26 protein-coding genes are annotated in these 25,190 nt (G+C 62.8%); 15 read left to right on the forward strand and 11 right to left on the reverse strand.

From position 1 onward, the window contains the following. Positions 1–46 precede the first annotated feature (46 nt). The 10 genes from PCO31010_RS01890 (at position 47) to PCO31010_RS01935 (ending at position 10,137) form a co-directional block, all read left to right on the forward strand. Entirely contained in the window at positions 47–1,426 is a 1,380-nt protein-coding gene (locus PCO31010_RS01890; protein WP_150662741.1) for an amino acid permease, read from the forward strand. A gap of 7 nt (positions 1,427–1,433) precedes the next feature. Beyond that, the gene (gene hutI, locus PCO31010_RS01895; RefSeq protein ID WP_150662742.1) at positions 1,434–2,651 is read left to right on the forward strand and encodes an imidazolonepropionase; all 1,218 of its coding nucleotides are present in this window, start codon (positions 1,434–1,436) and stop codon (positions 2,649–2,651) included. 25 nt (positions 2,652–2,676) lie between these two features. Next, the gene (gene hutG, locus PCO31010_RS01900) at positions 2,677–3,639 is read left to right on the forward strand and encodes a formimidoylglutamase (protein ID WP_150662743.1); all 963 of its coding nucleotides are present in this window, start codon (positions 2,677–2,679) and stop codon (positions 3,637–3,639) included. Positions 3,640–4,072: 433 nt separating this feature from the next. After that, complete coding sequence (locus PCO31010_RS01905) at positions 4,073–5,035, forward strand: LysR family transcriptional regulator (protein WP_150662744.1); 963 nt, start codon at positions 4,073–4,075, stop codon at positions 5,033–5,035. Positions 5,036–5,140: 105 nt separating this feature from the next. Next, positions 5,141–6,154, forward strand: coding sequence for an ABC transporter substrate-binding protein (locus tag PCO31010_RS01910; RefSeq protein ID WP_150662745.1), 1,014 nt, complete (start codon positions 5,141–5,143; stop codon positions 6,152–6,154). A gap of 70 nt (positions 6,155–6,224) precedes the next feature. Continuing rightward, the gene (locus PCO31010_RS01915; protein ID WP_174984222.1) at positions 6,225–6,992 is read left to right on the forward strand and encodes an ABC transporter permease; all 768 of its coding nucleotides are present in this window, start codon (positions 6,225–6,227) and stop codon (positions 6,990–6,992) included. Between the two features lie 65 nt (positions 6,993–7,057). Next, positions 7,058–7,825: an ABC transporter ATP-binding protein gene (locus PCO31010_RS01920; protein WP_150663457.1), complete on the forward strand. Its 768-nt coding sequence runs from the start codon at positions 7,058–7,060 to the stop codon at positions 7,823–7,825. A gap of 49 nt (positions 7,826–7,874) precedes the next feature. Continuing rightward, positions 7,875–9,203, forward strand: a complete 1,329-nt coding sequence (locus tag PCO31010_RS01925; protein WP_150662747.1) for an NAD(P)/FAD-dependent oxidoreductase — start codon at positions 7,875–7,877, stop codon at positions 9,201–9,203. A gap of 144 nt (positions 9,204–9,347) precedes the next feature. Beyond that, entirely contained in the window at positions 9,348–9,764 is a 417-nt protein-coding gene (locus PCO31010_RS01930) for a DUF4440 domain-containing protein (RefSeq protein WP_150662748.1), read from the forward strand. An 85-nt stretch (positions 9,765–9,849) separates the two neighbouring features. Further along, positions 9,850–10,137 carry a YciI family protein gene (locus PCO31010_RS01935; RefSeq protein ID WP_046292047.1) on the forward strand — a complete coding sequence of 96 codons (288 nt, stop codon included), beginning with the start codon at positions 9,850–9,852 and terminating at the stop codon, positions 10,135–10,137. A gap of 85 nt (positions 10,138–10,222) precedes the next feature. Here the strand turns inward: PCO31010_RS01935 and PCO31010_RS01940 are convergent, their stop codons facing one another. Continuing rightward, entirely contained in the window at positions 10,223–11,056 is an 834-nt protein-coding gene (locus tag PCO31010_RS01940) for an oxidoreductase (protein ID WP_150662749.1), read from the reverse strand. A gap of 94 nt (positions 11,057–11,150) precedes the next feature. Between PCO31010_RS01940 and PCO31010_RS01945 the strand changes: the two genes are divergently transcribed. Then, on the forward strand, positions 11,151–12,122 hold the full coding sequence (locus PCO31010_RS01945; protein ID WP_150662750.1) for an AraC family transcriptional regulator: 972 nt from the start codon (positions 11,151–11,153) through the stop codon (positions 12,120–12,122). 127 nt (positions 12,123–12,249) lie between these two features. Here PCO31010_RS01945 and PCO31010_RS01950 read toward each other — a convergent pair whose 3' ends face one another. The 5 genes from PCO31010_RS01950 to PCO31010_RS01970 form a co-directional block, all read right to left on the reverse strand. Continuing rightward, positions 12,250–12,483: a DUF4148 domain-containing protein gene (locus PCO31010_RS01950; RefSeq protein WP_039398243.1), complete on the reverse strand. Its 234-nt coding sequence runs from the start codon at positions 12,481–12,483 to the stop codon at positions 12,250–12,252. 189 nt (positions 12,484–12,672) lie between these two features. Continuing rightward, positions 12,673–14,010, reverse strand: a complete 1,338-nt coding sequence (locus PCO31010_RS01955) for an ATP-binding protein (protein WP_150662751.1) — start codon at positions 14,008–14,010, stop codon at positions 12,673–12,675. Then, positions 14,007–14,747 (reverse strand): response regulator, encoded by a 741-nt coding sequence (locus PCO31010_RS01960; protein ID WP_150662752.1) that lies wholly within the window; start codon positions 14,745–14,747, stop codon positions 14,007–14,009. Before PCO31010_RS01960 ends, PCO31010_RS01955 begins: the two co-directional genes overlap by 4 nt. An 8-nt stretch (positions 14,748–14,755) precedes the next feature. Then, positions 14,756–14,947: a hypothetical protein gene (locus PCO31010_RS01965; protein ID WP_150662753.1), complete on the reverse strand. Its 192-nt coding sequence runs from the start codon at positions 14,945–14,947 to the stop codon at positions 14,756–14,758. Beyond that, positions 14,944–15,312: a GFA family protein gene (locus PCO31010_RS01970; RefSeq protein ID WP_150662754.1), complete on the reverse strand. Its 369-nt coding sequence runs from the start codon at positions 15,310–15,312 to the stop codon at positions 14,944–14,946. The genes PCO31010_RS01965 and PCO31010_RS01970 overlap by 4 nt, the downstream gene beginning before the upstream one ends. A gap of 229 nt (positions 15,313–15,541) precedes the next feature. Here PCO31010_RS01970 and PCO31010_RS01975 point away from each other — a divergent pair, with 229 nt between their 5' ends. Together PCO31010_RS01975 and PCO31010_RS01980 are read left to right on the forward strand one after the other, a co-directional pair. Further along, on the forward strand, positions 15,542–16,072 hold the full coding sequence (locus PCO31010_RS01975) for a thioredoxin family protein (RefSeq protein WP_039398233.1): 531 nt from the start codon (positions 15,542–15,544) through the stop codon (positions 16,070–16,072). Positions 16,073–16,161: 89 nt separating this feature from the next. Next, a complete protein-coding gene (locus tag PCO31010_RS01980) occupies positions 16,162–16,878 on the forward strand; it encodes a hypothetical protein (RefSeq protein ID WP_150662755.1) in 717 nt (238 codons plus the stop codon). On the opposite strand, the gene PCO31010_RS01985 is transcribed toward PCO31010_RS01980, so the two are convergent. Next, a complete protein-coding gene (locus tag PCO31010_RS01985) occupies positions 16,875–17,318 on the reverse strand; it encodes an Rrf2 family transcriptional regulator (protein WP_150662756.1) in 444 nt (147 codons plus the stop codon). The genes PCO31010_RS01980 and PCO31010_RS01985 overlap by 4 nt on opposite strands. A 13-nt stretch (positions 17,319–17,331) precedes the next feature. Further along, positions 17,332–18,018, reverse strand: a complete 687-nt coding sequence (locus tag PCO31010_RS01990) for a class I SAM-dependent methyltransferase (protein WP_150662757.1) — start codon at positions 18,016–18,018, stop codon at positions 17,332–17,334. A gap of 222 nt (positions 18,019–18,240) precedes the next feature. On the opposite strand from PCO31010_RS01990, the gene PCO31010_RS01995 reads away from it, so the two are divergent. Both PCO31010_RS01995 and PCO31010_RS02000 read left to right on the forward strand, forming a co-directional pair. Next, entirely contained in the window at positions 18,241–19,818 is a 1,578-nt protein-coding gene (locus PCO31010_RS01995) for a hypothetical protein (RefSeq protein WP_150662758.1), read from the forward strand. 105 nt (positions 19,819–19,923) lie between these two features. Further along, entirely contained in the window at positions 19,924–21,414 is a 1,491-nt protein-coding gene (locus PCO31010_RS02000; protein WP_150662759.1) for an MFS transporter, read from the forward strand. 16 nt (positions 21,415–21,430) lie between these two features. Here PCO31010_RS02000 and PCO31010_RS02005 read toward each other — a convergent pair whose 3' ends face one another. The 3 genes from PCO31010_RS02005 to PCO31010_RS02015 form a co-directional block, all read right to left on the reverse strand. Next, positions 21,431–22,840 carry an amino acid permease gene (locus PCO31010_RS02005; protein WP_150662760.1) on the reverse strand — a complete coding sequence of 470 codons (1,410 nt, stop codon included), beginning with the start codon at positions 22,838–22,840 and terminating at the stop codon, positions 21,431–21,433. Between the two features lie 51 nt (positions 22,841–22,891). After that, positions 22,892–24,157: a porin gene (locus PCO31010_RS02010; protein WP_174984225.1), complete on the reverse strand. Its 1,266-nt coding sequence runs from the start codon at positions 24,155–24,157 to the stop codon at positions 22,892–22,894. 93 nt (positions 24,158–24,250) lie between these two features. After that, positions 24,251–25,156, reverse strand: coding sequence for a dihydrodipicolinate synthase family protein (locus tag PCO31010_RS02015; RefSeq protein ID WP_150662762.1), 906 nt, complete (start codon positions 25,154–25,156; stop codon positions 24,251–24,253). Positions 25,157–25,190: the final 34 nt, after the last annotated feature.

The raw sequence follows: 25,190 nt of genomic DNA on the forward strand, positions 1-25,190 counted from the left end.
GCCGCCCGCACACGCGGGCCGGCTCATTAGGCATTCAGGAGACAGCTTGAAAAACCTGCAACGCAATCTGAGCGCGCGGCACATCCGCTTTCTGGCGCTCGGCTCAGCCATTGGCACCGGTCTGTTCTACGGCTCGGCGTCGGCCATCCAACTCGCAGGCCCGGCGGTCATTCTCGCGTACATCGTGGGCGGTGCCGCCGTCTATATGGTGATGCGCGCCCTGGGCGAAATGGTCGTTCGTCAGCCGGTGTCCGGCTCGTTCGGCCGCTACGCTCGCGACAACCTCGGCCCGCTGGCCGGTTTCCTCACCGGTTGGACTTACATTCTGGAGATGGTGATCGTCTGTCTTGCGGACGTAACCGCCTTCGGGATTTACATGGGTTTCTGGTTCCCGGACGTCCCCCAGTGGATCTGGGTGCTCGGCATCGTGATGCTGATCTGTGGGCTGAACCTCTGCAACGTCAAGGTCTACGGCGAGATGGAGTTCTGGCTGGCGCTGGTGAAGATTCTCGCCATCGTCGCGATGATTGTGGGCGGGGGTGTCATTCTCTTTGCCGGTGTGCAACTGCACAGCGAGCATGCGCCGGCGGTGAGCAATCTGTGGTCGCACGGCGGTTTCCTGCCGAATGGCTGGGGTGGGCTGGTGGCCTCGCTGGCGGTGGTGATGTTCGCTTACGGTGGTATCGAGATCATCGGCATTACGGGCGGCGAAGCAAAGAATCCGGAGAAGGTGATTCCGCGTGCGATCAATGCTGTACCGGCCCGTATTTTGCTGTTCTACGTGCTCACGATGTGCGTGCTCATGACGATCTTCCCGTGGACCGGCATCGGCAGCCAGGGTAGCCCGTTCGTGCAAATCTTCTCGGGACTGGGCATCAAGTCGGCCGCAGCGATTCTCAACGTGATCGTGATATCGGCGGCGATCTCGGCCATCAACAGCAACATCTTCGGCGCGGGACGCATGATGTTCGGCATGGCCGAGCATGGTCAGGCCCCGGCCGCCTTCTCGGCGACGTCGCGTCATGGCGTGCCCTGGGTCACGGTGCTGGTGATGACGTTCGCGCTGCTCGGCGGTGTGGTGCTGAACTACCTGATTCCGGAAGGCGTGTTCCTGATCATTGCGTCCATCGCCACGTTTGCGACGGTGTGGGTGTGGCTGATGATCCTGCTCTCGCAGGTGGCGATGCGCCGTCGTCTCTCGGCAGAGGAAGTGGCCGCCCTGAAGTTCAAGGTGCCCCTGTGGCCGGTGGGTCCGGCGCTGGCTATCGCCTTCATGCTCTTCGTGATCGGTGTGCTCGGGTATATGGAAGACACGCGCGTCGCGCTCTACGTCGGTGCAGGCTGGATCGCGCTGATGTCGGTGGCGTATCAATTCGGTGTCAAACCCAAGGAAGCGCAACTGCGCAACCAAATGAGTCTGGAATAAGCCTCACATGAAACGTACCTACTGGAAGCACTGCCATGTCGCGACAATGCGCGACGGCCGCTACAACACTATCGAAGACGCCGTGATCGTCACGCGCGGCAAGCAAATCGAATGGGTTGGCCCGCGTGGCGAGCGCTCGGCTTCTGGCGCGGATGAGTGCATCGATCTTCAGGGCGCGTGGGTCACGCCCGGTCTGATCGATTGCCATACGCATCTGGTGTTCGGTGGCAACCGCAGTCTCGAGTTCGAGCAGCGGTTGCAAGGCGTGAGTTATGCGGAGATTTCGGCGGCCGGGGGCGGCATCAAGCACACGGTGCGTCACACCCGCGACGCCACGGAGGACGCCCTCTACGAATCCGCCCGCAAGCGTTTGCTCGCGCTGATGCGCGACGGCGTGACCACCGTCGAGATCAAGTCCGGCTACGGGCTGGATCTGAATAGCGAACGCAAGATGCTGCGCGTGGCACGTCGTCTCGGTGAGACGCTGCCGGTCACGGTGAAGACGACCTGTCTGGCCGCTCACACGGTGCCGTCGGAGTTTGCAGGCAAGGCAGACGAGTATGTGAATTACGTCTGCTCGGAAATTCTGCCGACGCTCGCGGAAGAACGTCTGGTCGACGCGGTCGACGCCTTCTGCGAAACAATTGCGTTCTCACCGGCGCAGGTCATGCGTGTGCTGCTTCGCGCTCAAAAGCTGAAGCTGCCGGTAAAGCTGCACGCGGAGCAGTTGTCCCCGCTCGGCGGATCGAGCATGGCCGCCGAGCTGGGCGCATTGTCGGCAGACCATCTTGAGTACATGACGCCGGAAGACGCTGCTGCGATGGGCCGCGCGGGCACTGTAGCTGTGCTGTTGCCCGGCGCGTTCCATATGTTGCAGGAGACGCGTCGTCCGCCAGTGGATCTGCTGCGGCGTCACGGCGTGGACATTGCGGTGGCCTCGGATCTGAATCCGGGCACATCGCCTGCGCTGTCCCTGCGTCTCATGCTGAACATGGCCTGCACGCTTTTCGGGCTGACGCCGGAAGAAGCCCTGGCTGGCGTGACGCGCAACGCAGCCAAAGCGCTCGGCATGCTCGACACGCACGGCACGATCGAAGCCGGTAAAACGGCGGACTTTGTGGCTTGGGAAATCGAGCGTCCGGCGGAGCTGTCGTACTGGCTGGGCGGGGAACTGCCCTCGCGCGCAGTGCGCAACGGTGAGTGGCGCGATCTTTCGACGCGCTGAGCATCCGCGAACTGGAGACATCTTCATGGCAACACAATTGAAACCGGTATCCGGCGACACGCCAATCTGGCACGGTCGTACGGACGTCGGCGAGCGCGGCGACACGCGCCGTCTCTTTAATGTCGTGCGCGAGATCGACGCGCTGACCGATGCTCCGGCAAGCGGCGCCCCCGTGCTGCTCGGGTTTGCAAGCGACGCTGGCGTCAAACGCAATCAGGGCCGCATCGGTGCCGCCGAAGGCCCGCTTGCCATTCGCCGTGCATTGGCGAACCTGCCTGCGCACGACATCGCCTGTCTGTATGACGCAGGCGACGTGGTCTGCGACGGCGACGCCCTCGAAGCCGCACAGCAAGCCCTCGCCGACACTGTGCGCCGACAACTCGACGCCGGGGCACAGCCGGTGGTGCTTGGCGGTGGACACGAGATTGCGTGGGGAACATGGCAAGGGCTGCGCGCTCACCTCGACGCACGGGGTGATCGCTCCCGGGTGCTCATCCTGAACCTCGACGCGCATTTCGACTTGCGCACAGCACGACCCGGTACGTCGGGCACGCCGTTCGATCAGATCGCTCAGGCTTGCGAGGCTGCGGGGCTTGCGTTCGACTATGCATGTCTTGGGGTCAGCCGGTTGAGCAATACGGCATCCCTCTTCGAACGCGCCAATGCGCTAAACGTGACGTACGTCGAAGATACGGAGATGCAGGACCGCCATCTCGACGAGCGTCTTGCACAGATCGACGCACTGATTGCCGACGTGAGTCACGTCTACCTCACGATTGATCTCGACGTGCTCCCCGCCCCCGTCATGCCCGGCGTCTCCGCCCCTGCGGCCTATGGCGTGCCGATCTCCGTCATCGAAGCCATCGTCACCCACGTGCGCCGCTCCGGCAAACTCCGCGTGGCCGATCTCGCCGAATACAACCCCCGCTTCGATGCGCAAGGCACCGGAGCGCGTGTTGCCGCGCGGTTGGCTTATCGGTTGTTCTGATTTGGGTTTCCGATGTCATCCTGCCGAGGCATTGTCTTATGCCTCGGCATTTGTCTTTCGACTGACCCGCTTCACGCATCCTCAGTCCGACGGACCGCCGCCCCCTTCCGCCTCTCAGACATAAACCCAACTCGATTCAGAAGGGGGCGCCGATCCGTCCCTCTCAGCGCTATCAGTCCCTCGACCGAAACCTCCCCCCTCTCTCTTTCGTCTCGCTGATTTCATCCACTGAGACCGACATCGTCAGAATTCCCCCTTCTTTCGCTCTCGATTCCCACCGTCTAATACCAAGTATTAGTTTTGCTTAACTTAGTTTTGTTTTAGCCCTCCGTATCCCTACAATCGCCAGAAATTCTTATACCGATTCATCGCGGTGCCTCAGGAAAGTCTTTCTCATCTCCTGATACTCGCCGCCCCGAATGGAGACACGCCGATGAAAAAGCGCGCAGACCTCGACGTCCGATCACTCCGGATCTTCGAAGCCGTCGCCAGCGCCGGTAGCCTCTCCGGCGCCGCCGAAACCCTCGGCGTCACCCAGTCCGCCATCTCCCAAGCTATCGCACAGATCGAACAAACCGTCGGTACCCGTGTGCTCGACCGGTCGCGCCGTCCGCTGAAACTGACGCCCGCCGGTCTCGCGCTCTCGCGTCATGCCCGACAAATCGTCGACGATATGGACCGGCTCATCGCTCAGGTACAGGACGCCGACGTCGCCAGCCGCGCCGCCGTGCGCGTCGGCATGATCGACTCCTTCGCCGCCACCGTCGGCCCCTCCATCGTCAAGCAGATGTCGGGGAGCACCAGCGAGTTGCTTCTTTGGTCCGGCCTCGCTAACGGTCACGCACAAGCGCTCCTCGCCCGCCAACTCGATCTGATCGTCACCAGCGATCCGATGCACGACATGGAACGTCTCGTGCGCCGTCCGATTTTCACCGAGCCGTTCATCGTCGTCGTGCCGAAAGCGCGCGAAGCCGAGCTTGCGAACGCCGATCTCAGTGAACTGATCCGGTCGATGCCGCTGATTCGCTTTTCCGGGCGCTCGCACTTTGGTGCGGTGATCGAACGCCACCTGCGTCGCACCGGGCACTCGCCGCGCATGCACCTCGAAATCGATACGTCGGACGTGGTGATGTCGATGGTCGCCGCCGAAGTCGGTTTCACGATCGCGACACCGCTCTGTCTGCTGCAAGGCCGCGCGTCGCTCTCGCAAGTCGCCGCCCTGCCGCTGCCCGGCCCCGCACTCTCGCGAACGATCTATCAGGTCTCGCGCGAAGGCGAGGTCTCGGAGATGGCCTCGCAATGCTTTCTTGCCGGGCGTCTCGCACTCGCGCAGGAAGCCTTCCCGGAACTGCGCCGCGTGATGCCCTGGCTGGGCGAGCGGTTGGCGCTCTGCTGATCCACCGCCCCGGGGCGCCGGGCCAGATGAATTTCACACCGAACCTCACCTGAAGTGCGCCCACCGTTCAACGCGAATAACACATAGCCTACAAAGGAGACACGCATGAACCTCTCACGACGCAAATTCCTCCACACGAGCGCCGCACTCTCGGCCCTGCCCGCCGCTGCCGCCGTCGGCGGTCTGTCGCTGTCGGGCATCGCCCGCGCCGCCGACGCCACGACGGTCCAGTACGGCGGCTCGGCATGGCTGGGCCACTATCCCGCCTATCTCGCGATGAAGTCGGGCGCACTGAGCGCAGCAGGCATCGATCAGCAATGGCAATCGTTCGGCACGTCGTCGGCCCGCATGAGCGCAGTGCTCTCCGGCGGCATCGATATCGCCTGCACGGGGATCGTCTCAGCGCAGGCCCTGATGGCACGCGGCTCGAAGCATTTCTCGATTGTGGCCGTGCCGGAAAGCTTCGGGCGCGTCGAGGGACTGTTCGTGCGTGACGGGGTGAACTCGCTTCAGGACCTCAAGGGCAAGAAGCTGGGCGTGACGTTCGCGTCGAGTGCCCATCTGCTGGTGCTGGATCTACTGGGCAGCGCTGGTCTGTCGAACGACGTCACGGTACTCAACGTCCCCGCCCCGGAAATTCCCGGCGCCATTCAGTCCGGACAGATCGACGCCGCGGCCGCCTGGACGCCGCAGTTCAATCGCATCCGCGCGATGACGGGCATGAGGCTGCTCGCCGACGACACGCAGTTCTCGCTCTACAAGAAGTACAACGTGACGCCGGGGCCTGACGTCCTGATCGTCCGCAATGCATGGGCGGAGAAGAACGCCGACGTGGTGCGCAAGTACCTGAAGGTGTATTTCGACGCCTGCCAGACCCTGCGCGACAAGCCGGACGAAGCCGCACGCACGCTCGTCGGCCTCACCAGCATGTCGGCACTCGACCAGATCGAGACGATCAAGGGAGCGGAGTGGTATAGCCACGCGCAACAGACGCAGTTGTTGAAGTCGCCGGGCAGCTATGTCGACGGCCTCCAGCGTCTGGCCGAAATGCTCGTGACGTACAAGCAGATCGACAAGGCGCCCGCCGTGCGCCAGTGGATCAACACGTCGTATCTGTAAGCATCCGCGCGCCGGTACGTCCCCCTCTACACCCCCGACACGTACCGGCTTCCGCCTGAGGAGTCTGATTGTGAATCATCGTCAACCGTCCCGCGCCACGCTGCTGAGCGTGGGATTTGCGTCCGTGGTCGTCTTCCTGCTGGCGTGGGAAGCGGCCTGCCGCACCGGGGTCATCGATCCCCTGTTCCTGCCGCCGCCCTCCGCCGTGGGCGAGCGCATCGTCGCCATGCTGAGCGACGGCACGCTGCTCTCGAACGTGCTCGCCTCCACGCGTCGCGTCATGACCGGCTTCATCGCCGCCACGGTCGTGGCCATTCCGTTAGGGATCGTGTTGGGTACGTCGAGCTACGCACGCGCCGCCTTCGACCCGATTCTGTCTTTCCTGCGTCCACTACCGTCGATGAGCTGGATTCCGCTCTCGCTGCTGTGGTTCGGTATCTCAGAGACGCAGAAGTACAGCATCGTGTTCATGGGGACGTTCGCCCCGGCGCTGGTCTATGTGATCGAGGCCACGCGCAACGTCGACCCGCTGCTGGTGCGCGCCGCCAAAAACCTCGGCGCGAGCAACTGGCAAGTCATGCGCGAGGTCATCCTGCCCGCGAGCCTGCCGCAGATCCTTTCGGGGATGAAGATCATTCTCGGCCTGTCGTGGACGTGCGTGATTTCCGCCGAACTGGTCGCCGCACGTGAAGGGCTTGGCTTTCTCATCATGAACGGCAAGGAGTTCTTCCAGACGGAAGTCGTCGTGCTCGGCATGGTGATGATCAGCGTCACGGTGCTCGTGACGGATATCGTATTTCGCGCCATCGAGCGCAAGGTGTTGAGGTGGCAAGCATGAACGATCGCATCGATTCCCACGCAGGCGCACAAGCGGCGCATCACGGCAACGGCTCGTCCGACACGATGATCGCCATCGAAGGCGTATCGAAGCGGTACGGCGACTTTCAGGCGCTGGAGCGCGTCGACATGAACATCGCCCGTGGCGAGTTCGTGGTACTGCTCGGCGCGTCCGGCTGCGGCAAGTCGACGCTGCTCAACCTGATCACCGGGTTCGACGAGCCGACGACCGGCCGCATCCGCGTGAACGGCCGCGAAGTGAAAGGCATCGACCCGCATTGCGGCATGGTGTTCCAGCAGTACGCGCTGTTCCCCTGGCTGAGCGTGCTCGATAACGTCGCGTTCGGCTTGAAGATGAAAGGCATCGACAAGACCACACGTTACGCCACGGCGCGACGCTATATCGACATGGTCGGCCTCAAAGGCTTCGAAGACCGCTACCCGAAGGCGCTCTCCGGTGGCATGCGTCAGCGCGTGTCGATTGCCCGCGTGCTCGCCAACGATCCGGACGTGATTCTGCTCGATGAACCGTTCGCCGCGCTCGACGCCATGACGCGTCAGGTGTTGCAGGAAGAGTTGCTTCAGATCTATCAGAAGAGCGGCAAGACCATCGTCTTCATCACGCACTCCATCGACGAAGCGTTGATGCTCTCGACGCGCATGGTGATCATGAGCGCCCGTCCGGGTCGCGTGGCCTGCGATCTGACGAACGATCTCCCGATGCCGCGCGACGCACAGGTGCAGCTCTCGCCGCGCTACAACGAACTCAAATCGCAAATCTGGAACACGGTGCAAACCGAAGTCATGCGCAGCCTGGAGAGTCAGGCGGCATAAGGCTTTACTCCCTCAGCAACGTTTCGCAAGCCCCCGCACTTCAATCGTCATGTCCAATCAAGTCACTCCCTCCCGCGCTTCGCGGGGTACTTTCCCCGCCTATCAGGCGGGCGCAGGCTGGAACGCGCTGCTGCCGTCTCGCGTGCCCCACACGCAAGCGCCGGTCGCGCGCAACTTCGACGTCATCGTCATCGGTGCGGGCTTCACCGGGTTGGCGGCGGCACGTCGCGTTGCGGAACTTCGCCCGGACGCTACGGTGCTCGTGATCGACGCCACCACCGTCGGCAACGGGTCCGCAGGACGCAACTCGGGTTTTCTCATCAACCTGCCCCATAACACCGGCATGGGCGGACACGGCAGCCCGGTCGAGGTCGCGCGCAAGCAGATCCGCCTGTACGACCTCGGTCTGAAATGGCTGCATGAACTCGTGACGACGTATGACATCGATTGCGGATGGAACCCGGTCGGCAAGTACCATGCGGCCGCCACGCCCGACGGCGAGCAACGTCTGCGCGACACGCTCGCGCAATACCGCGAATGGGGAGTGACGTACCGTGAGTTGTCGCGCGACGCCCTGCGCAGCGAGATCGGCACCAGCTATTACGGCTACGGCTACCACTCGGACAACAACGTCTTCGTGCAACCGGCCGCCCTCGTGCGCGGGCTCGCCGACAGCCTGCCCGCGAATGTCCAACTCTGGGAAAACGAGCCGGTGGTGTCGCTCGACGGCACCGGCCCCTTCACGGTGACGACGGCGACGACACAACTGCGCGCAGGGCAAGTCATCGTCGCCAACAACGGCTTTGCCAGCAAACTGGGACTAGCGCGCGATCGCGTCTTCACGATCTACACGTACGCGGCGATGACTCCCGCGCTGTCCGCCGACGAACTCGCCAAGCTCGGCCCGGCGGCCGAATGGGGCGTGATCCCGGCGAACCGTTTGGGGACAACGTTGCGCAAAACGCTCGGCGGCCGTTTCGTCGTGCGTAGCGCCTACTCGTACGAGAAGGAGCGTCCGCTGGGCGACGTCAACGCCATGCTGACCGACGCCTATCAGCGCCGTTATCCGCAGATGGCCTCGCACAAGTTCGAACATGTGTGGGGCGGTGTGACGGCGCTCACTCGCAACGGCGCGCTGTACTTCGGTGAGATCCGGCAAGGCCTGTTCGCTTCGCTCGGTTGTAACGGCGCGGGCGTGCTCAAGGGCAGCATGTTCGGCAAGCTGCTCGGCGAGATGGCCTGCGGCCAGCAGTCACCAGAACTGGCAGACGCGCTGGGCTTCGAGCGCCCGACGTGGTTGCCGCCCGAACCAATCCGACGTGTTGCCATCGTCTCCGCGATCCAGTATCAGAAGCATCGCGCGGGGCTGGAGCGATAAGGCCACACCTCTTGCCTCCGTCCACGGCGGTCACAGTGGCAGCGGCAGCGCAGCAGATCGGTGCGCGCCGCCGCCGTAACGCGCTGTGCAGGTCGGATGGGACCTCGCTAAAATGTCCGTCTTCCCGTTCACGCCTGCCACGTCATGACAAACCATCGCTCTCAGCTCTCGTCCGCATTGGTTCAGGAAGTCATCGACGCTCACGTCGCCATCGAACAGTGGCTGAGCGGCCGCGCGGCCCCCTCGGCGCTCGAACCGCTGCTGGCCCGATTCTCATCGGCGTTTTCAATGATCGCGCTCTCCGGCGCTCGTGTGAATCGCGCCGCGCTCGACGCGCTGTTCGGACAGGGACATGGCAAGCGGCCCGGATTGCGAATCGTCGTCGACGAGGTCGACACAATCGCAGAATCGCCGACAGGAGGTGTCGTGGCGTACCGCGAAACGCAAACCGACGGTGAAGGTCTCACGACGGTGCGCCGCTCCACGGCAGTGTTCGAACGCGAGACCGACGGACATATCGTTTGGCGTCACCTGCACGAAACACCGGCCAACGCTGATTGATCGATGTGCCGTACGCGTCGGCAGGCAAATTGCTACACTGCCTTTCAAGCGGCAATCGCCGTATTTTCCTGACGGGGCCACCCTGATGTACATCGTTGAACTGACCTACATTCAACCGCTGAATGCCATCGATGCGCAGTTGCAGGCGCATCGCGCGTTTCTCTCCACGCAGTACGAGCGCGGGATCTTCATCGCCTCCGGACCGAAGGAGCCGCGCAACGGTGGCGTCTTCATCGTCTCCGGTAAGGTTTCGCGTGACGAACTCGACGCACTCATCGAGCAAGACCCGTTCCGCATTCACGGTCTTGCCGACTATCGCGTCACCGTCTTCGATCCGGTCAAGTTCCATCCGCAGATCGCCGATCTGCTCTGAGCGGCATCGACCACCGGCCCGCGCTTTCGCGACTCCTCAAGGGGTTCTCGCATCGCGCGGGCCGATTGGACGCCCGTCGTCCGCCTCAACTATCCGTCGAGAGCGTGACCGTCTCCCATTGGCTGAACTCGTATTCCAATGCCGTGAGATTTTCCCGAACGAGTCTGAGCGCATCGCTACCGAGCAAGAGGTGCGCAGGCGGATGAGCCGAGTCGATGGCGGCGAGCATGGCGCGCGCAGCCTTCACCGGGTCCCCAAGCTGCTTCCCGCTCTTCTCCTCACGAGCGCGACGCACCGGATCGAAACTAGCGTCGTAGTCCGGGATCGAGCGCGGGGTACGCGCCATCGAACGTCCCGCCCAGTCTGTTCGGAAAGACCCGGGCGCGACTGCCGTCACGGCAATGCCGAACGGCTTGACTTCTTTGCCCAGACTCGACGAAATCCCCTCTAGCGCGAACTTGCTGCCACAGTAGTACGTGATGCCCGGCATGGTGATATGCCCGCCCATCGACGTGATGTTCAGAATATGGCCGCGACGGCGCTTACGCATGAACGGCAATACGGCCTTCATCATCGCCACTGCGCCGAAAACGTTGACGTCGAACTGACGTCGCACCTCCGACAGCGGCGATTCTTCCATGATGCCCTCGTGTCCGTAGCCCGCATTGTTGATGAGGACGTCGACCGGACCGACGTTGGCTTCGATCTCCGCCACTACACCGTCGATCGCATCGAAGTCGGTGACGTCGAGCAAACGACCGAATGCCAAAGTCGGCGAGAGCGACTCGAAGTCGCGCTTCGCCTGCTCGCTGCGCACCGTTCCCACCACCTTGTGCCCCGCCGCCAGCGCCTCTTGTGCCAGCGCCCGACCAAAGCCGCTGCTCACGCCCGTAATGAGCAAGATCTTTCCTGATGACATCGTTACCTCTCCCAAACGTTAATCGATGGGTGCATACTAGTCTCATTGAAATGGACGTTTAAGTTAAAATTGACTTATTTTCTTGCCTAAAACTATGAAACCGAAGATATCTGCGCGGAAGGCGCCAGCGGCGGGCACAGACGTACGCTCGCGCACGATTGCCCTGTTGGGTGACCTCGCGCCTGCCGAAGGTTACAACCTGACTGCACTGCCCAGCGTCCGTATCCTGCGCTCCGACCGCACGCTATCGCGCACGCCGGTGCTGTACGACCCTGGCATCGTGATCGTGTGTCAGGGGCGCAAGCGTGGATATTTCGGTGAGCGGTTGTACGAGTACGACGAAGACCACTATCTGGCCGTTTCCGTCCCCGTCCCTTTCAGCATGGAGACGGACGCGACGCGCGAGCGGCCGTTGCTGGCGCTCTATCTGCATCTGGATTTCACACTGGCCGCAGAACTCGCGGCGCAGATCGACCGGGAAGGCATTGCCGTGCGTGAAGCCGCGCCGCAAAGCATGATGTCCACGCCGATGGACGCACGGATGCAAACGTCCGTACTCCGTTTTCTCGAAGCCATGAGCGAACCGCTTGAAGCCGCCGTCCTTGGACACGGTCTGCTGCGTGAACTCTACTTCCGGGTACTCACAGGGGCACAAGGCGGCGCGATGCGCGAGGCGCTTTCGATGCGGGGCCAGTTCGGCCGGATTGGGCGGTCGCTGCGGTTGATTCATGCCGGTTACGCCCAGCCGCTCGACGTAACGCAGCTCGCAGACGAGGCAGGCATGAGCGTGCCGAGCTTCCACAGTCACTTCAAGACGATTACGCAGGTCTCGCCGATGCAATACGTCAAGTCGACACGCCTGCATCAGGCACGGCTGTTGATGGTGCGTCAGGACCTCACTGCCGAGGCGGCAAGCCATGCCGTCGGTTACACGAGCCCGTCTCAATTCAGCCGGGAATTCAAGCGGCTATTCGGTCTGACACCCGCCGCCGAAACAAAACGCATGCGCGAGAGCTTCGCGCTTCCCGAGGCGTTCGCCGATGGGATCTATGTGTCGTCCCACTGAGGCTATGGCGACGCCACCAAAACAAAACGGGCTGAGATCTGCGCAAGACAGAACCCACCCCGTTTCAAACCGGCAAGCCGCTCGGCAATGCCAGGCATGTGCGCCCGGCATCGCCTATCGATGCGCTTCATGCACCCTTGTACAGCGTCATGTTCAGGTGGTCGATCTGTCCCGAGGCTTCGGCGCTCTTCAGTTGCGCCTGCACTTGCGCCGTGCTGAGCGTCGGACCGTTGTCCGGCGTCCAGTGAGCGGCAGACAGCGAGTTGCCGGTGCTCGTCAGGATTTCATCGGTGCCTGCGGCGTAAGCGACACCAGCGGTGCCGAGGGTAGCGAGCGAAACTGCGATCAGAAGGGCTTTCATGGTGTAACTCCAGAGGATGTAAAGGTTAGGTAACGCGCGGTGTGTTTCTGTTGCGCCGCCGTTGAAACCATTAGACCTCTCGGAGGTATCTGGCATTTGTCCGATACAGCGCCCAGTGCAATCGTAAGTACCTGCAACGCTGCCAGACACACTGCGATACAAAGCCGCTACGGAATTCGTCGTTCCGGCTTATGCCTTGAGCGACAAGCGCGCCTCCAAACCACCGCCATCGCGATTGCGCAATGTGAGCGTCGCGTCCATCGCCTGCGCAAGCTGACGCGCAATCGCCAGCCCCAATCCCGTGCCGCCGGTGTGACGGTTACGCGACGTCTCCACCCGCACGAACGGCGCGAAGACGGCTTCAAGCATGTCCTCCGGAATGCCCGGACCACGATCGGTCACGATCACGTCGATCCCTCCGGCACGCCGCGTTACGTCAAGATGTGCCTCACTGCCGTACTTGAGCGCGTTGTCCACGAGGTTTCCCACAATGCGCCGCAACGCCTGCGGACGCGTCACAATCGGCTGTCCCACCTGCCCGGTCAGCGTGACGGGCGAACCCGCATCCACATAGTCGCAGACAAGACTATCCAGCAGCGAATCGAGATCCACCTTGCAAGGCGCTTCTGACGCACCGTGTAACGTCCTGGCGTACGTCACCCCTTCCTTGACCAGCGACTCCATCTCCTTCAGATCCTGTTGCAGACGCACCGCCGAGGTTTCGTCTTCCATCGTGTCGACACGCAGGCGCATACGCGTGATCGGCGTCTGCAAGTCGTGGGAGATGGCCGCGAGAATTTGCATGCGCTCGGTCATGTAGCCGCCGATGCGATCCTGCATCGCATTGAACGCCCGCGCGGCACGCGCCACTTCCGACGGTCCGTCTTCGCTCAGACGCTCCGCCCGCAAGTCCGGCCCCAACGTATCGGCGGCCTTCGCCAGCGCATTCAGCGGACGCGTCGCGACACGCACCGCCAGCCAGCAGCACCCGGCAATCAGCACCAGTTGCAGCACCAGTATCGCAGGGAGCCATCCGGAAAGCGGCAAGGTCGGCGTGGGGAAGACCTCGATGGTCAGCGGCGAGCCATCGCTCAGACGCAAGTGCGCCTGAAGCTGATCCGGGTCGCCGGGCACACTATTGACCGTTACGGGATACGACACACCGATGGAATCTTCGATGACGCGTGCGACCTGCGCGGCGGCACCCGCATCGGGCTTGCCACCTGCCGCACCGGTGCCAAGTTCGAAGCGATAGCTGCGACGCGCCAGACGCGGCAACCACTGTGCCCGCTCGGCGGCGGGCAAATGATCGAGCAACGCGACGGAACTGGCAACTTCGCTCTCGATGTACACGCTCATCATGTTGGACGTCACTCGATTGCGCTCGGTCATGGTGAGCCAGAACGAGAGCGCCTGCGCGAGCGCCAGCCCCACGAAGAGGATGAGTGCGAGCCGCGCGAACAGCGAGCGCGGCCAGTGCCATTGGAACGCCCCGGTAGCGGGGCCTTGTGTCAGGGTTGGAGTCATTCTGGCGCGGCGACGACGGTGACAGCCGAGCAGAACACATAGCCTTCGTTGCGCAGCGTCTTGATGTAACGAGGCTCACGCGCGCCGTCGCGCAAGCGCTGGCGCAACCGGCTGATGAGCAGATCGATGGACCGGTCGAAGGCGTCGGCCTGTCTGCCCTGCGTGAGATTGAGCAACTGGTCGCGCGTGAGCACGCGTTGCGGATGATCGAGCAATACGCGCAGCAGGCGATACTCCGCGCCGCTGAGCGCGACCTGCGTGCCGTCGGTATCGAGCAGGTGACGCGCGGTCGTGTCGAGCTGCCATTCGCCGAAGCCGAGAATCTCGGCCGTTTCCGTGACCTGCATCCCCGGTGGCAGCATGCGCGTACGACGCAGCACCGACTTGATGCGTGCCAGAAGCTCACGCACGGCAAAAGGCTTGGCCAGGTAATCGTCCGCGCCCATTTCGAGGCCGACGATGCGGTCGGTCTCTTCGCTGCGCGCGGTGAGCATGAGCACCGGCACCGCCCTGAACTTGCCCGCACGAAGCTCGCGGCACAGCACAAGGCCGTCGTCGCCGGGCAGCATCAGATCGAGCACGATGAGATCGGGCGCGCCGTCGGCCAGCACCGCGCGCATCTCACGTCCATTGGCGGCCACGCTCACACGCATGCCGTTCTTTTCGAGGTAGTCGGCGAGCAACTCCCGAATCCCGCGATCGTCGTCGACGATCAGCACATGATCGATTTTTTCCATGTGAACGATTATAGCGACGAGTCCCCGCGCCCACGGCCGCCGCCAGTGCCCGTCAGATCAGGTGTTTTGCGCGGTCGCGCTCGTTCTGCCTCAGGCATCAGGCGACGGCTCGCAGGCGCGAGATCGCATTGCAGCGGATGAACGGCTTCGGTCGTCAGGCCACCCGCCAGAAATGCCAGCAGACTCAGCAGACGCCTCATGCATCCTCCACCACGGAGTGCTTCTGGCCATCGGCGACCGTGTATTCGAGTGCGTACGGGTCCACACCTTCGAGACAACCGATATTGGCGCGCCACATGCCGGGCATCATGCGCGAGGCGTGGAACGGGTAAATGCCACAGTGCTTGCAGAAGTAGTGTTTCGCCAGGTGAGTATTGAACTGATAGAGGGTCAGATCGTCCTCGCCGGACAAAATGCGCAAATTGGCTTCCGGGAAAGGCGGCGTCATCAGTGCCCCCTTACGACGACACAAGCTGCAATTGCAGCGCGCGGCCGGTTCGACCGGCGTGACTACTTCAAATCGGACAGCGCCACAGTGGCAGGAACCTTGCAACGTTTCGGACATGGATCGACTCCCGGATAAGCCCGCGCCGGCGGCACGGTCGTTGAAAGCTTTATATCGCAATCGGCCGCGCGTGTTATCCCCGTTTGTATCTCAATGTGTCTGGACGGCACGCCGATACACGACATTGCCGAAATGCAGCCTTTTGCACACATGGCAGATACGCGCGGACAGTGAAATACGGCTACCGACTCACCGAAACCGTTGCACTGTTCACAGGAGAAGAACTGCCATGTTGACGCTACTCAGAAGTGCCTTCGTCGCCCTCGCCCTCACTGGCCTTACCGCTTGCGCACCGTCGCAGGCTCGTCCGATCTCCGGCGGCACTGCGCCCGAGTTCACCGGCATCGACAACTGGATCAACAGTCAGCCGCTCACCCTGTCGCAGTTGCGCGGCAAGGTCGTGCTCGTCGATTTCTGGACGTACTCCTGCATCAACTGCATCCACACCACGCCGTACGTGAAGCAGTGGTACGAAAAGTATAAGGACAAGGGACTGGTTGTGGTCGGGGTGCACACGCCGGAATACGCCTATGAGCGCGACACCAAGAACGTGCAGGAAGCCGTACGCCGCGCAGGCATCACGTACCCGGTCGCGCAGGACAACCGCTACGCCACGTGGAAGGCCTACGACAACCTCTACTGGCCCGCGTTTTATCTCGTCGACAAGTCGGGCAAGATCGTCTACACCCACTTCGGCGAAGGCGATTACGACAAGACGGAAGCGGCCATCAAGGCACAGTTGGCGGCGCAACCGTCGTAAATCGAACGTAAAAGAGCCAAATCCGTAAGCGCAAACCCTTCAGTGGCGAGACAGTAGACAGCTCTCGCCACTTTCTTATGGAGGGTTGTATGCACGGAATTCAGGGTACCCAAAGCGCTATCCCTGCCACCCACCAGAGTCGCGCAGATGATCTCGTTATCGGCGCCCTCGCTTCGACGCTTAACCTGGCGCTCGCAAACCGGCCAGAATCGGGTGATCCGTGGGTGCCTGATAATCTCGCCTGGGACGCGCTCAGCAGACTGGCTGCGCTAGCAAAACCTCTCGCATCGGTTGAGGCGCGCACCTTCGTGAACAACATTCGTCAATGCATGACTGGCGTCCGCCGGGACTCGCCGGACGACCTGCTACTCGATAGCATCCTCGACAACTGTTTTGACGGGGGCAAAACGCCCCTTACCGAGCATCTTGCGGCAAAGGCATTCAAATGCCTCGATCTGCCGCATCTCACCGTGCTTGAACCCGGCGAATTCCAGCCGAGCTCGCGCACGTTCAATAGTCTGCTGCCCTCACTCGCATTGGGCGTTCACGAATACGGCCCGTTCGGGCGCACGCTGCTTTGGCACGGGGCACGTCATATGCTCGCTGGCCTGTCCGGCGACGCGTCCGAATGGAGGGTCGAAGCCTTGCAGAAAGTGATTTTCTCGTACGCTAACGAGGCACACCCCGGGGAGGCGGGAGGCCCGACCATCGAAGCGTTCGTGGAAGAACTAGATTTGCTGGACAGCCACGAAGATATCTACGAGGACACCACCTTCGATTTCACGTCCGCCCCAGTCGTCGTTTAATTCGCCATCGCCTCGTGCTGGGAGCACAACGCATCGAAGTTCTGCGCGAGATCAGCGAGCGACACGGCACCGAGCCTTGCGATAAGGATCGCTTCCGCCTCGCGCAACGCCCCGTCGAGCGCTGCGTTCACCGCGCGCTCGACGGCGCACTCGGGGTTATCGCTCTCCACGCCAATGGCGAAGATGTTCGGACCACCGACAGCGCGATGAATGTCGAGCAGTGTCACCTTGTGCAAATCACAGGCGATGCTCCAGCCGCCCCCATGCCCTTTGTCCGAGCGAACGTACCCGGCGTCGCGCAACCCCGCCATCGTGCGACGGACCACAACGGGATTGGTGCGCAGCATCTGCGCGAGCTGCTCCGAGGTGAAAGGTGCGTCATGCCGCGCCATGTGCAGCAGCACGTGGAGCATGCGCGAGAGTCGGCTATCGCTTCTCATCGTCGCCCCCCGCTCACAGCACCTGACGCGCAAACCACGCGTGAATCAGCCCGCTCTGAAAGAAGCGCACCGGCTCGTCGAAGCCGCCTTCCCAGATGATGTCGTCCATCGCCTCCGGCGGCACAACCGCCACCTGCGTCCCATAGATGGCCTTCGCACGCTCACGTGCTTCGGGCGACACGGACATCATCCCGAACCAGACCTCCAGCAGCCGTCGCCCCGCTTCGGACGTCATGTCGCACGCCAGATCTGCGCTCGCCAGGTAGCCACCCGGTTTCAGCCGGTCGGCAATTCCGCGAAAGAATGCCCGCCGCTCGGCCGGGTCCGTCACAAACTGGGAGACGAGAATCGAAGTTGCACCGTCGAACGGTTCGCTCTCGGGCAGCGAGTCGAGAAAGCCCTGATGGAAGACACAGCGCGACGCAATGCCTTGCGCTTCGGCTTTGCTGCGGAACACGTCAAGCATCGGCCCAGACGGTTCTACGGCGGTGAAGCGCCACGCCGGATGGCGCTCGGCCAGATACAGAATCTCCGCGCCCGTTCCAGCGCCGACACACAAGACGTTCGCCTCAACCGGCAGCGGTGCGAAAACGTTATCGAGCACCAGTTGGAGCGCATCGCGCAAAGGCGTCATCGCGCTCCAGGTCTGGTCGTACGTTGCCGCGTGCTGGTCGAACATCGCGATGGTGTCTTGTTGCATGGCTGGCTCCACATTCATGTAACTTTTGATGTTTCATCATGCCATGAGAGATCCGATGGATGCAAGCGCCTTATTCCACAAGGCCGCACGGAGAACGCCATCGAGGCCCATGCAATTTGAGGGGTACCGCTAAATATTGGCGACCTGTGGTCGTTAATGCATAGGATTGGCCCGCCTTCCTTACAAGGCCTTACAAAAACCCTCTTGACGACACGCCCCCCGATGACGTCTATCAACACAGCAACGAATCTGATTCCTCTGACGACGAGCGACATTGCGTCGCGTGCCGCCAGTCCGAGCGCGGTGTCCGGCACCGGCGCCACTGGCTCGGGTGCTTCTATAGTCCCCGAATCCACGCGCGTCACGCTCACGCAGACCCCGCCCGTCGCCAACTGGCCGACGTACACCCAGCCGGTCGCCAATGGGGCCGCGCTGAACTGGCGGCAGTTGCCCTCAGATGCCATCTCGCTACTGATGTCGGGCAACCTGTCGACCACCTCGCTAGGCAATCGCCTCGATCAACTCGGATCGAAGCTGATGTCCGCCATCGCGACGGGTGCTACGTCCTTCTCGCAAAGCGTGGTGCGCTCGACATCCGCCACGCCCGCCACCGACGCCGAGCTTGCGTTGCAACAATTCAAGCTGCAAACGAGCGCCGACAATCAGTTCGCACTGACGGTCACGACCGCCAGCGGCGCGCAGGTCAACGTCAAGCTGGGCAGCAGCGACGACGGCCTGTCCGTCGAGTTCTCCGTCACGAAAGGCACGTTGACCGACGCTGAACGCGATCAGCTCGGCAAGTTGAGCGACGCCTTCCAGAACGCCGTAAACGGCCTTGCGCAGCAACCACCGGTCGTGGACTTCAGCGCTCTGACGGGCTTCGACACGTCCGTGCTCACGTCGGTAGATCTGAACGCTACGCTGAATGCCAACGGCACGACACCGCAGAACTTCGTGTTCCACGCGGACGCAACGCAACGTTCGATGCACGTCGACGGCGCGAGCGGCAAGTTCGACGTCAACGTCGACTTGAAGAATCTTCAGGCTATCGGCAGCCCGAAGGCGCAAGCCGCCGCGCTGGACGCCTGGCTCACCCGCTTCGACACCGCTCAGGCGCGAGGCGACGGCGATAAGTCGCTTATGAACATGTTCAAGGCCGCGTTCACGGGTCTGAACAGCCATTACCCGCCCGCGCCCACGCTGCCGCGCATCACGCTTAGCAACACGGACAAGGCTACGCTGAGCGGTCTTGCAGACTTCAGCGCTTCGCTGTCGCAGACGAAAACGTCGCCGAATCCGATGCGTCCGTCGGAAGTCGACGGCTTCGATTACCAGATCTCGCAGAGCACTCAGATCGGCGGCACCGATACGCTTAACCGCAAGATTCAGCAGCAAACGCAGGCCACACTGACGGCGAGCTATCACCGCTCGCTCTGGGCAGGGGTGGCGTTGCAACTGACGAGCGATCCGAAGTCGCAGAACTACGAATACGTGAAAGTGCAGGATTCGGCATCGAGCAATGTCGACGTGGACTATCGCGACGGCCTGCTTGCCCACGCCCAGGTCAGCCGCTCGGCTAGCCAGAAGACGCAGGTGCAACGCTATGAGATGGCGAAGCTGGTGAGCGACGTCACCACGCCGCTGTCGGCATCGAGCACTTCCGATCTGATGACGTTGCTCCAGTCCATCATGCGCAACGATGCGGCAGGCACCAGCGACGACACAGCAACCGATGCCGTACGCAAGCGCACCGCGCTGGAGATCGATCCCCTTCGTCTGGACGGCACGCACAAGTCGTAAGCACGACATGCGCGTCACCCCGCGACGGTCCGTCACCGTCGCGGGAGTATGATGTCAGGCAAATATTGACGAACCACGGGGATTTCCGGAGTTCTCGAGCGCCTGATGTCACGGACGACAGACGAGACAACCACCCACTCACCTTCCCTCGACGCCGCGCCGCATCTGGTCGACACCGACCTGCCCGCTCGCCTTGATCGCCTGCCCTGGGGGCGCTTTCACACGCTGATCGTCGTCGCGCTGGGCGTCACATGGCTGCTCGACGGCCTCGAAGTCACCCTCGCAGGCGCAGTCGCCGGAGCGCTCAAAACAAGCCCTGCCCTCGCCCTCACCAACGCGCAAGTCGGTATTGCTGGCAGCGCCTACATTGCCGGGGCTGTACTCGGCGCACTGGGCTTCGGCTGGCTTACCGACCGGCTCGGACGCCGCAAGCTATTCTTCGTCACCCTGCTGCTGTATGTTGCCGCGACGGCCGCCACCGGCTTCTCGTGGAACTTTGCGAGCTTCGTGGCGTTCCGTTTTCTGACGGGTGCGGGTATTGGCGGCGAGTACACCGCCATCAACTCGACGATTCAGGAATTCACACCCGCCCGGGTTCGCGGCTGGGCCGACCTCGTCATCAACGGCACCTTCTGGGCCGGTGCGGCGCTCGGCGCTGCGGGGTCGCTCGTGCTGCTCGCACCGGGTGTCCTCCCGCCGGACTGGGGCTGGCGGACGTGCTTCTTCATCGGCGCGGCGCTCGGCCTTGGCATCTTGCTGATGCGCATGTGGGTGCCTGAAAGTCCACGCTGGCTGATCCTTCGCGGACACACGGCGCAGGCCGAGGCGATTGTCGAGGAGATCGAGTGCTCGATCCGTGTGCACGGACAAGCGATTCCACCCCATGCGCACACACGTCTAAGATTGCACGCCCGGCAGGCAACGCCACTACGCGAGGTCTGGCACACGCTCATCCACACGTATCGTCGCCGCTCCCTCGTCGGCCTCACGCTGATGATCGCGCAGGCGTTCTGTTACAACGCCATCTTTTTCACGTATGCGCTGGTGCTCACGGATTTTTACGCTGTGCCTGCGGCGAGCGTCGGCTGGTATCTGCTGCCTTTCGCGGCAGGTAACGTGCTCGGTCCCATCGTGCTGGGCCGCGCGTTCGACGTGCTCGGCAGACGCGTGATGATCAGCGCAACGTATGCCGTCTCCGGCGCACTGCTCGCGCTGAGCGGCTGGGCATTCGCACAAGGGTGGCTGACGACGACCACGCAAACGCTTGCGTGGTCCGTCATCTTCTTCTTTGCTTCAGCGGCCGCGAGTTCGGCCTATCTGACGGTGAGCGAGACGTTTCCGCTGGAGATCCGCGCGCTGGCCATCGCCGTGTTCTACGCCATCGGCACGCTGCTCGGCGGCGTGGCCGGACCGGCGCTGTTCGGCTGGCTCATCGATACGGGGCACCGTGCGGATGTCGCCATCGGCTACGCGATCGGGGCCGCGCTGATGCTCATAGCGGCTGGTGTCGCCGCACGCTGGGGCGTCGCGGCCGAACGTCGAGCGCTCGAATCAGTGGCCGCGCCGCTGTCCACGGCACGGCGCGATCCACCCTGACAGCTGGCGTGCAGCCTCAGTTACCCTGCCCCTGAGCAGGAACAGCGGCGGCGTTGCCTCGCTGGCGGTACCAGACCGCATATACCACCGACAACGCGATGACGAACGGCACGCCGTAGACCAGCGTCATGCGGAACTCGTCGGTGAAGTAGGTCGTGACGAGCGTCGCCAGCATCAGCAACGCGCCCGCCAGACTGGCGTACGGATATCCCCACATGCGGAAGCTCAGCGATTTCGCGTCGTGCGCACGGCGGAAGAACAGGTGCGTGACGAAGATCATCAGCCACGTGAACATCGCGCCGAACATCGACACCGACATCATCAGCGTGAACGATGCCTGCGGGGCAAACACGTTGAGCGCAACCGCCAGCGCAATGCCAATGGTCGAGAGCATGAGCGCGGCGACCGGCACGCCGTTGCGGCTGACTTCACCGAAGCGGCGCGGCGCATACCCTGCACGCGAGAGCGAGAACATCATGCGCGTGGTGATGTACAACTGACTGTTCATCGCGGATAACGCCGCGACCAGAATCACCAGATTGATCACACCCGCTGCGCCCGGAATGTGCGTTGCGGCCATCACCTTCACGAACGGACTGCCGTCCTCGCCTGCGGCATTCCACGGCACGATGGCGAGCGTCAGCGCCAGCGTGAGCAGATAGAAAAACACGAGACGGAACATCGTCGCGCGGAAGGCCCGCGTGATGGCGCGCTGCGGGTCCTGCGCCTCGCCCGCCGCCACGGCAATCATCTCGATGCTCAGATAGCTGAAGATCGACACGATCACCGCCACCCACATGCCCCAAGCCCCCTTCGGGAAGAAGCCGCCGTGCGACGTGTAGTTCGCCAGCCCGATGCCACTTTCCGCCGGGGCGCGGAACACGATGTACGCGCCGAGAATCAGGAACGCGACGATGGCCACGATCTTGAGCATCGAGAACGCATACTCGACCGCGCCGAACACCTTGACGCTCGCCGCATTGATCGCGATCAGGCCGACCGAGAAGCCGACGATCCAGTACCAGCCCGGCACGGCCGGAAACCAGTACTTCATGTAGACGGCAATCGCCGTGACTTCCGTGCCCACGGCAAAGACAATCGACGACCAGTAGCCGTAGCGCACCAGAAACCCAGCCAGTGGCCCGATGTAGTGCTCGGCGTACGCGCCGAACGAGCCGGACGTCGGATGCGCCACGGTCATCTCCGCGAGGCAGCCCATGAGCAGCAGCGCAATCGCACCGCCGATGGCATAGCTCAGCAGGACGCTCGGACCGGCAAAGCCGATGGCGAACGCGCTGCCCAGAAAGAGGCCAGTGCCGATCGCACCGCCAATCGCAATCATCGATAACTGCCCGCTGGTCAGGCCACGGTGCAGTCCCTTTTCTCGCTCGACAATGCTGTCGAAGCCCGGTTGTGTCGTACTCAAGATCGTCTCCTATATTCCTTGCGTTACTTCGCTATTGCAGTATTGAAATGACTAAAAAGTGTGTTCGATGCCGAAGCCGATGCCCCGGTAGTGCGCACCGGGCGGCGCGGCCCCGCCATTGGTGGCGCTGAAGTTCGGACGCGGTGAGAAGCCGTAGCTGCCCCACGCCCGGTTGATGACCTGGTAATAAGCGAGGTACACGTCGGTGCGTTTCGAGAAGTCGTAGCGGTAGCCGAGGTTCATCTGTGTCGCACCGAGGTCGGCAGTGCTACACACCGCGCCCCCCACGCGCGAGCACGAACCGTTCATCGCATAGCCGCCACCGAGCCAGACGGAGTGCTTTCCCCCGCCGAAGAAGTGCTGGACCATCGCGTAGACGGCGTCGCGGCGGTAGTGGTTGAGGTTGCCGCTCGTGCCGTCGTCCGTGCGATAAGTCAGCCGATCCCAGCCCGCCACCCACTTCGTGTTCGCGTACGTGAAGACGACCAGCACTTTGTGCCCGTCGTCGCGCGACCCCGTCGCACGTGAACCGACGTTGGACGGATTCCCACTCGCCGGTGCGCCAAGCCACGCCAGACCGAAGTAGTCCTTGTGCATCTCGTACGCGTAACGCACGCGCAACGGACCGTTTACGTACTCCAGCCCCGCGCCGAACACTTGTGGCGAAATGCTGCCTGCCGGTGTCGTTACGCTGCCGTTCGACAGCGAGTACGAAAAACGCATTTGCAACCCGTACCACTCGGGTGTCCAGTACTGAAGGCTGTTGCCCTGACGGCGATTGAACGTCGCATCCGACGCGTTGTTGACGCGCCCCGATTGCGTCGTCGTATTCGGCACGTTGAAGCCCGGATTGCTCAGGATGGTGCTGAGATCGCCCGTATAGGGATTGCGCACCGGCGAGCCGACGGACAGCGTCGACCACTGATACGGCGTGTCCCAGTTGCCCAGAAACGCCGTACCGAACGGCCCCTTCAGGCCAACGTTCGAGTTGCGCCCGCCGATGGAGCCCGTGGCCTTGCCGTCGATGGAGACCGGTGTTTCGATCTGCCAGATGGCGGCATAACCATCGCCGAGATCTTCCTTGCCTCGCATACCGAAGTAAGAAATGCTCGACAGCATGCGTGTGCCGCTCATCTCCGGCACATTGATCGCGCCTGCGGGCGCTTGCGTCGGACGCGGCGCGGAGGCCGGCACCTGACGTCCGCTCACGCTGACCCAGTCCGTCATCGGCGTGAGATGTCCATAGATCTGCACCTGCGCCTGCGACATCTCGCAAGCGCCGAGTCCGACGGCCATCGCCAGCACCGCGCCGGGCATGCGCGCGCCAGCGCGCGCAATGCCCGAACGTGTCGCATGACTCGTGTCCCGTCGGCGTGAGAACCGATACCGCAACGCGCCGCGCATCGTCGCTTAACCCGGCAACGTGAAACCGCAAGCGGCCAACTGCGCAAGCAGCCGCTCGTGTTGCTCATCCGAGAACTGCGTGAGCGGCGGACGCACACGCGACCACGCCGGGTCGTCGCGATGCGACGCCAGCACCGCCTTGAGCGCCGGAATCATGGGGTACGACTGCACGATGCTGCGCACAGCATCTGCTTGCGCCTGAAGCGCCGTGCCCGCTCCGTCCGCCCACTCGCGGCACAACCGTCCGATGACTTGCGGGTTGACGTTGACCGTCGCCGAGATGCAGCCCTTCGCGCCTTTGGCCGACGCGCGCGAAACGAGCGACTCCGACGCCGGAAAGATGCCGAAGCCAGGGAAAGCATCGAGCATGGCGTTCAGGTTGTTCCAGTCGCCCGAGCTGTCCTTGATGCCGACGACTGTTTGCGGGAAGTCGCGAATCAGCCGCTGGATCACCGGCAGCGTGATCGGCACGCCCGACAGCGCGGGGATGTGATACAGGTACAGCCGCAGACGCGCATCGGCCACCTGCTCGATCACGCGGGCGTAGTAGGCGTACAAGCCGTCGTCCGAGATCCCCTTGTAGAAGAACGGCGGCAGCATCAGTACACCGGCGCAGCCACGCTCGACGGCATGACGCGTGAGCGCCACCGTTTCCGGCAACGAGCAGCAACCGGTGCCGGGCAGCATGCGCCGCGTGTCGAGACCGTTGTCGACGAGCAGGTCGAGCAACGCCATGCGCTCGCCGAGTCCGAGCGAGTTCGCTTCGCTGTTCGTGCCAAACGGCGCGAGACCGACACCTTGCGAGAGCAACCATTCGCAATGCGCGAGAAAACGGGGGGCATCCGGCGTCAGATCCGCGTGAAACGGCGTGACGACGGGCGCAAACGCCCCGGTCAATTCGTGATCGACCATGACAGTTCCTAAGAGAGAGGGAGAGAGTTGCGGC

Origin of the sequence: Pandoraea commovens (assembly GCF_902459615.1) — a bacterium.
GTDB classification, from domain to species: Bacteria; Pseudomonadota; Gammaproteobacteria; order Burkholderiales; family Burkholderiaceae; genus Pandoraea; species Pandoraea commovens.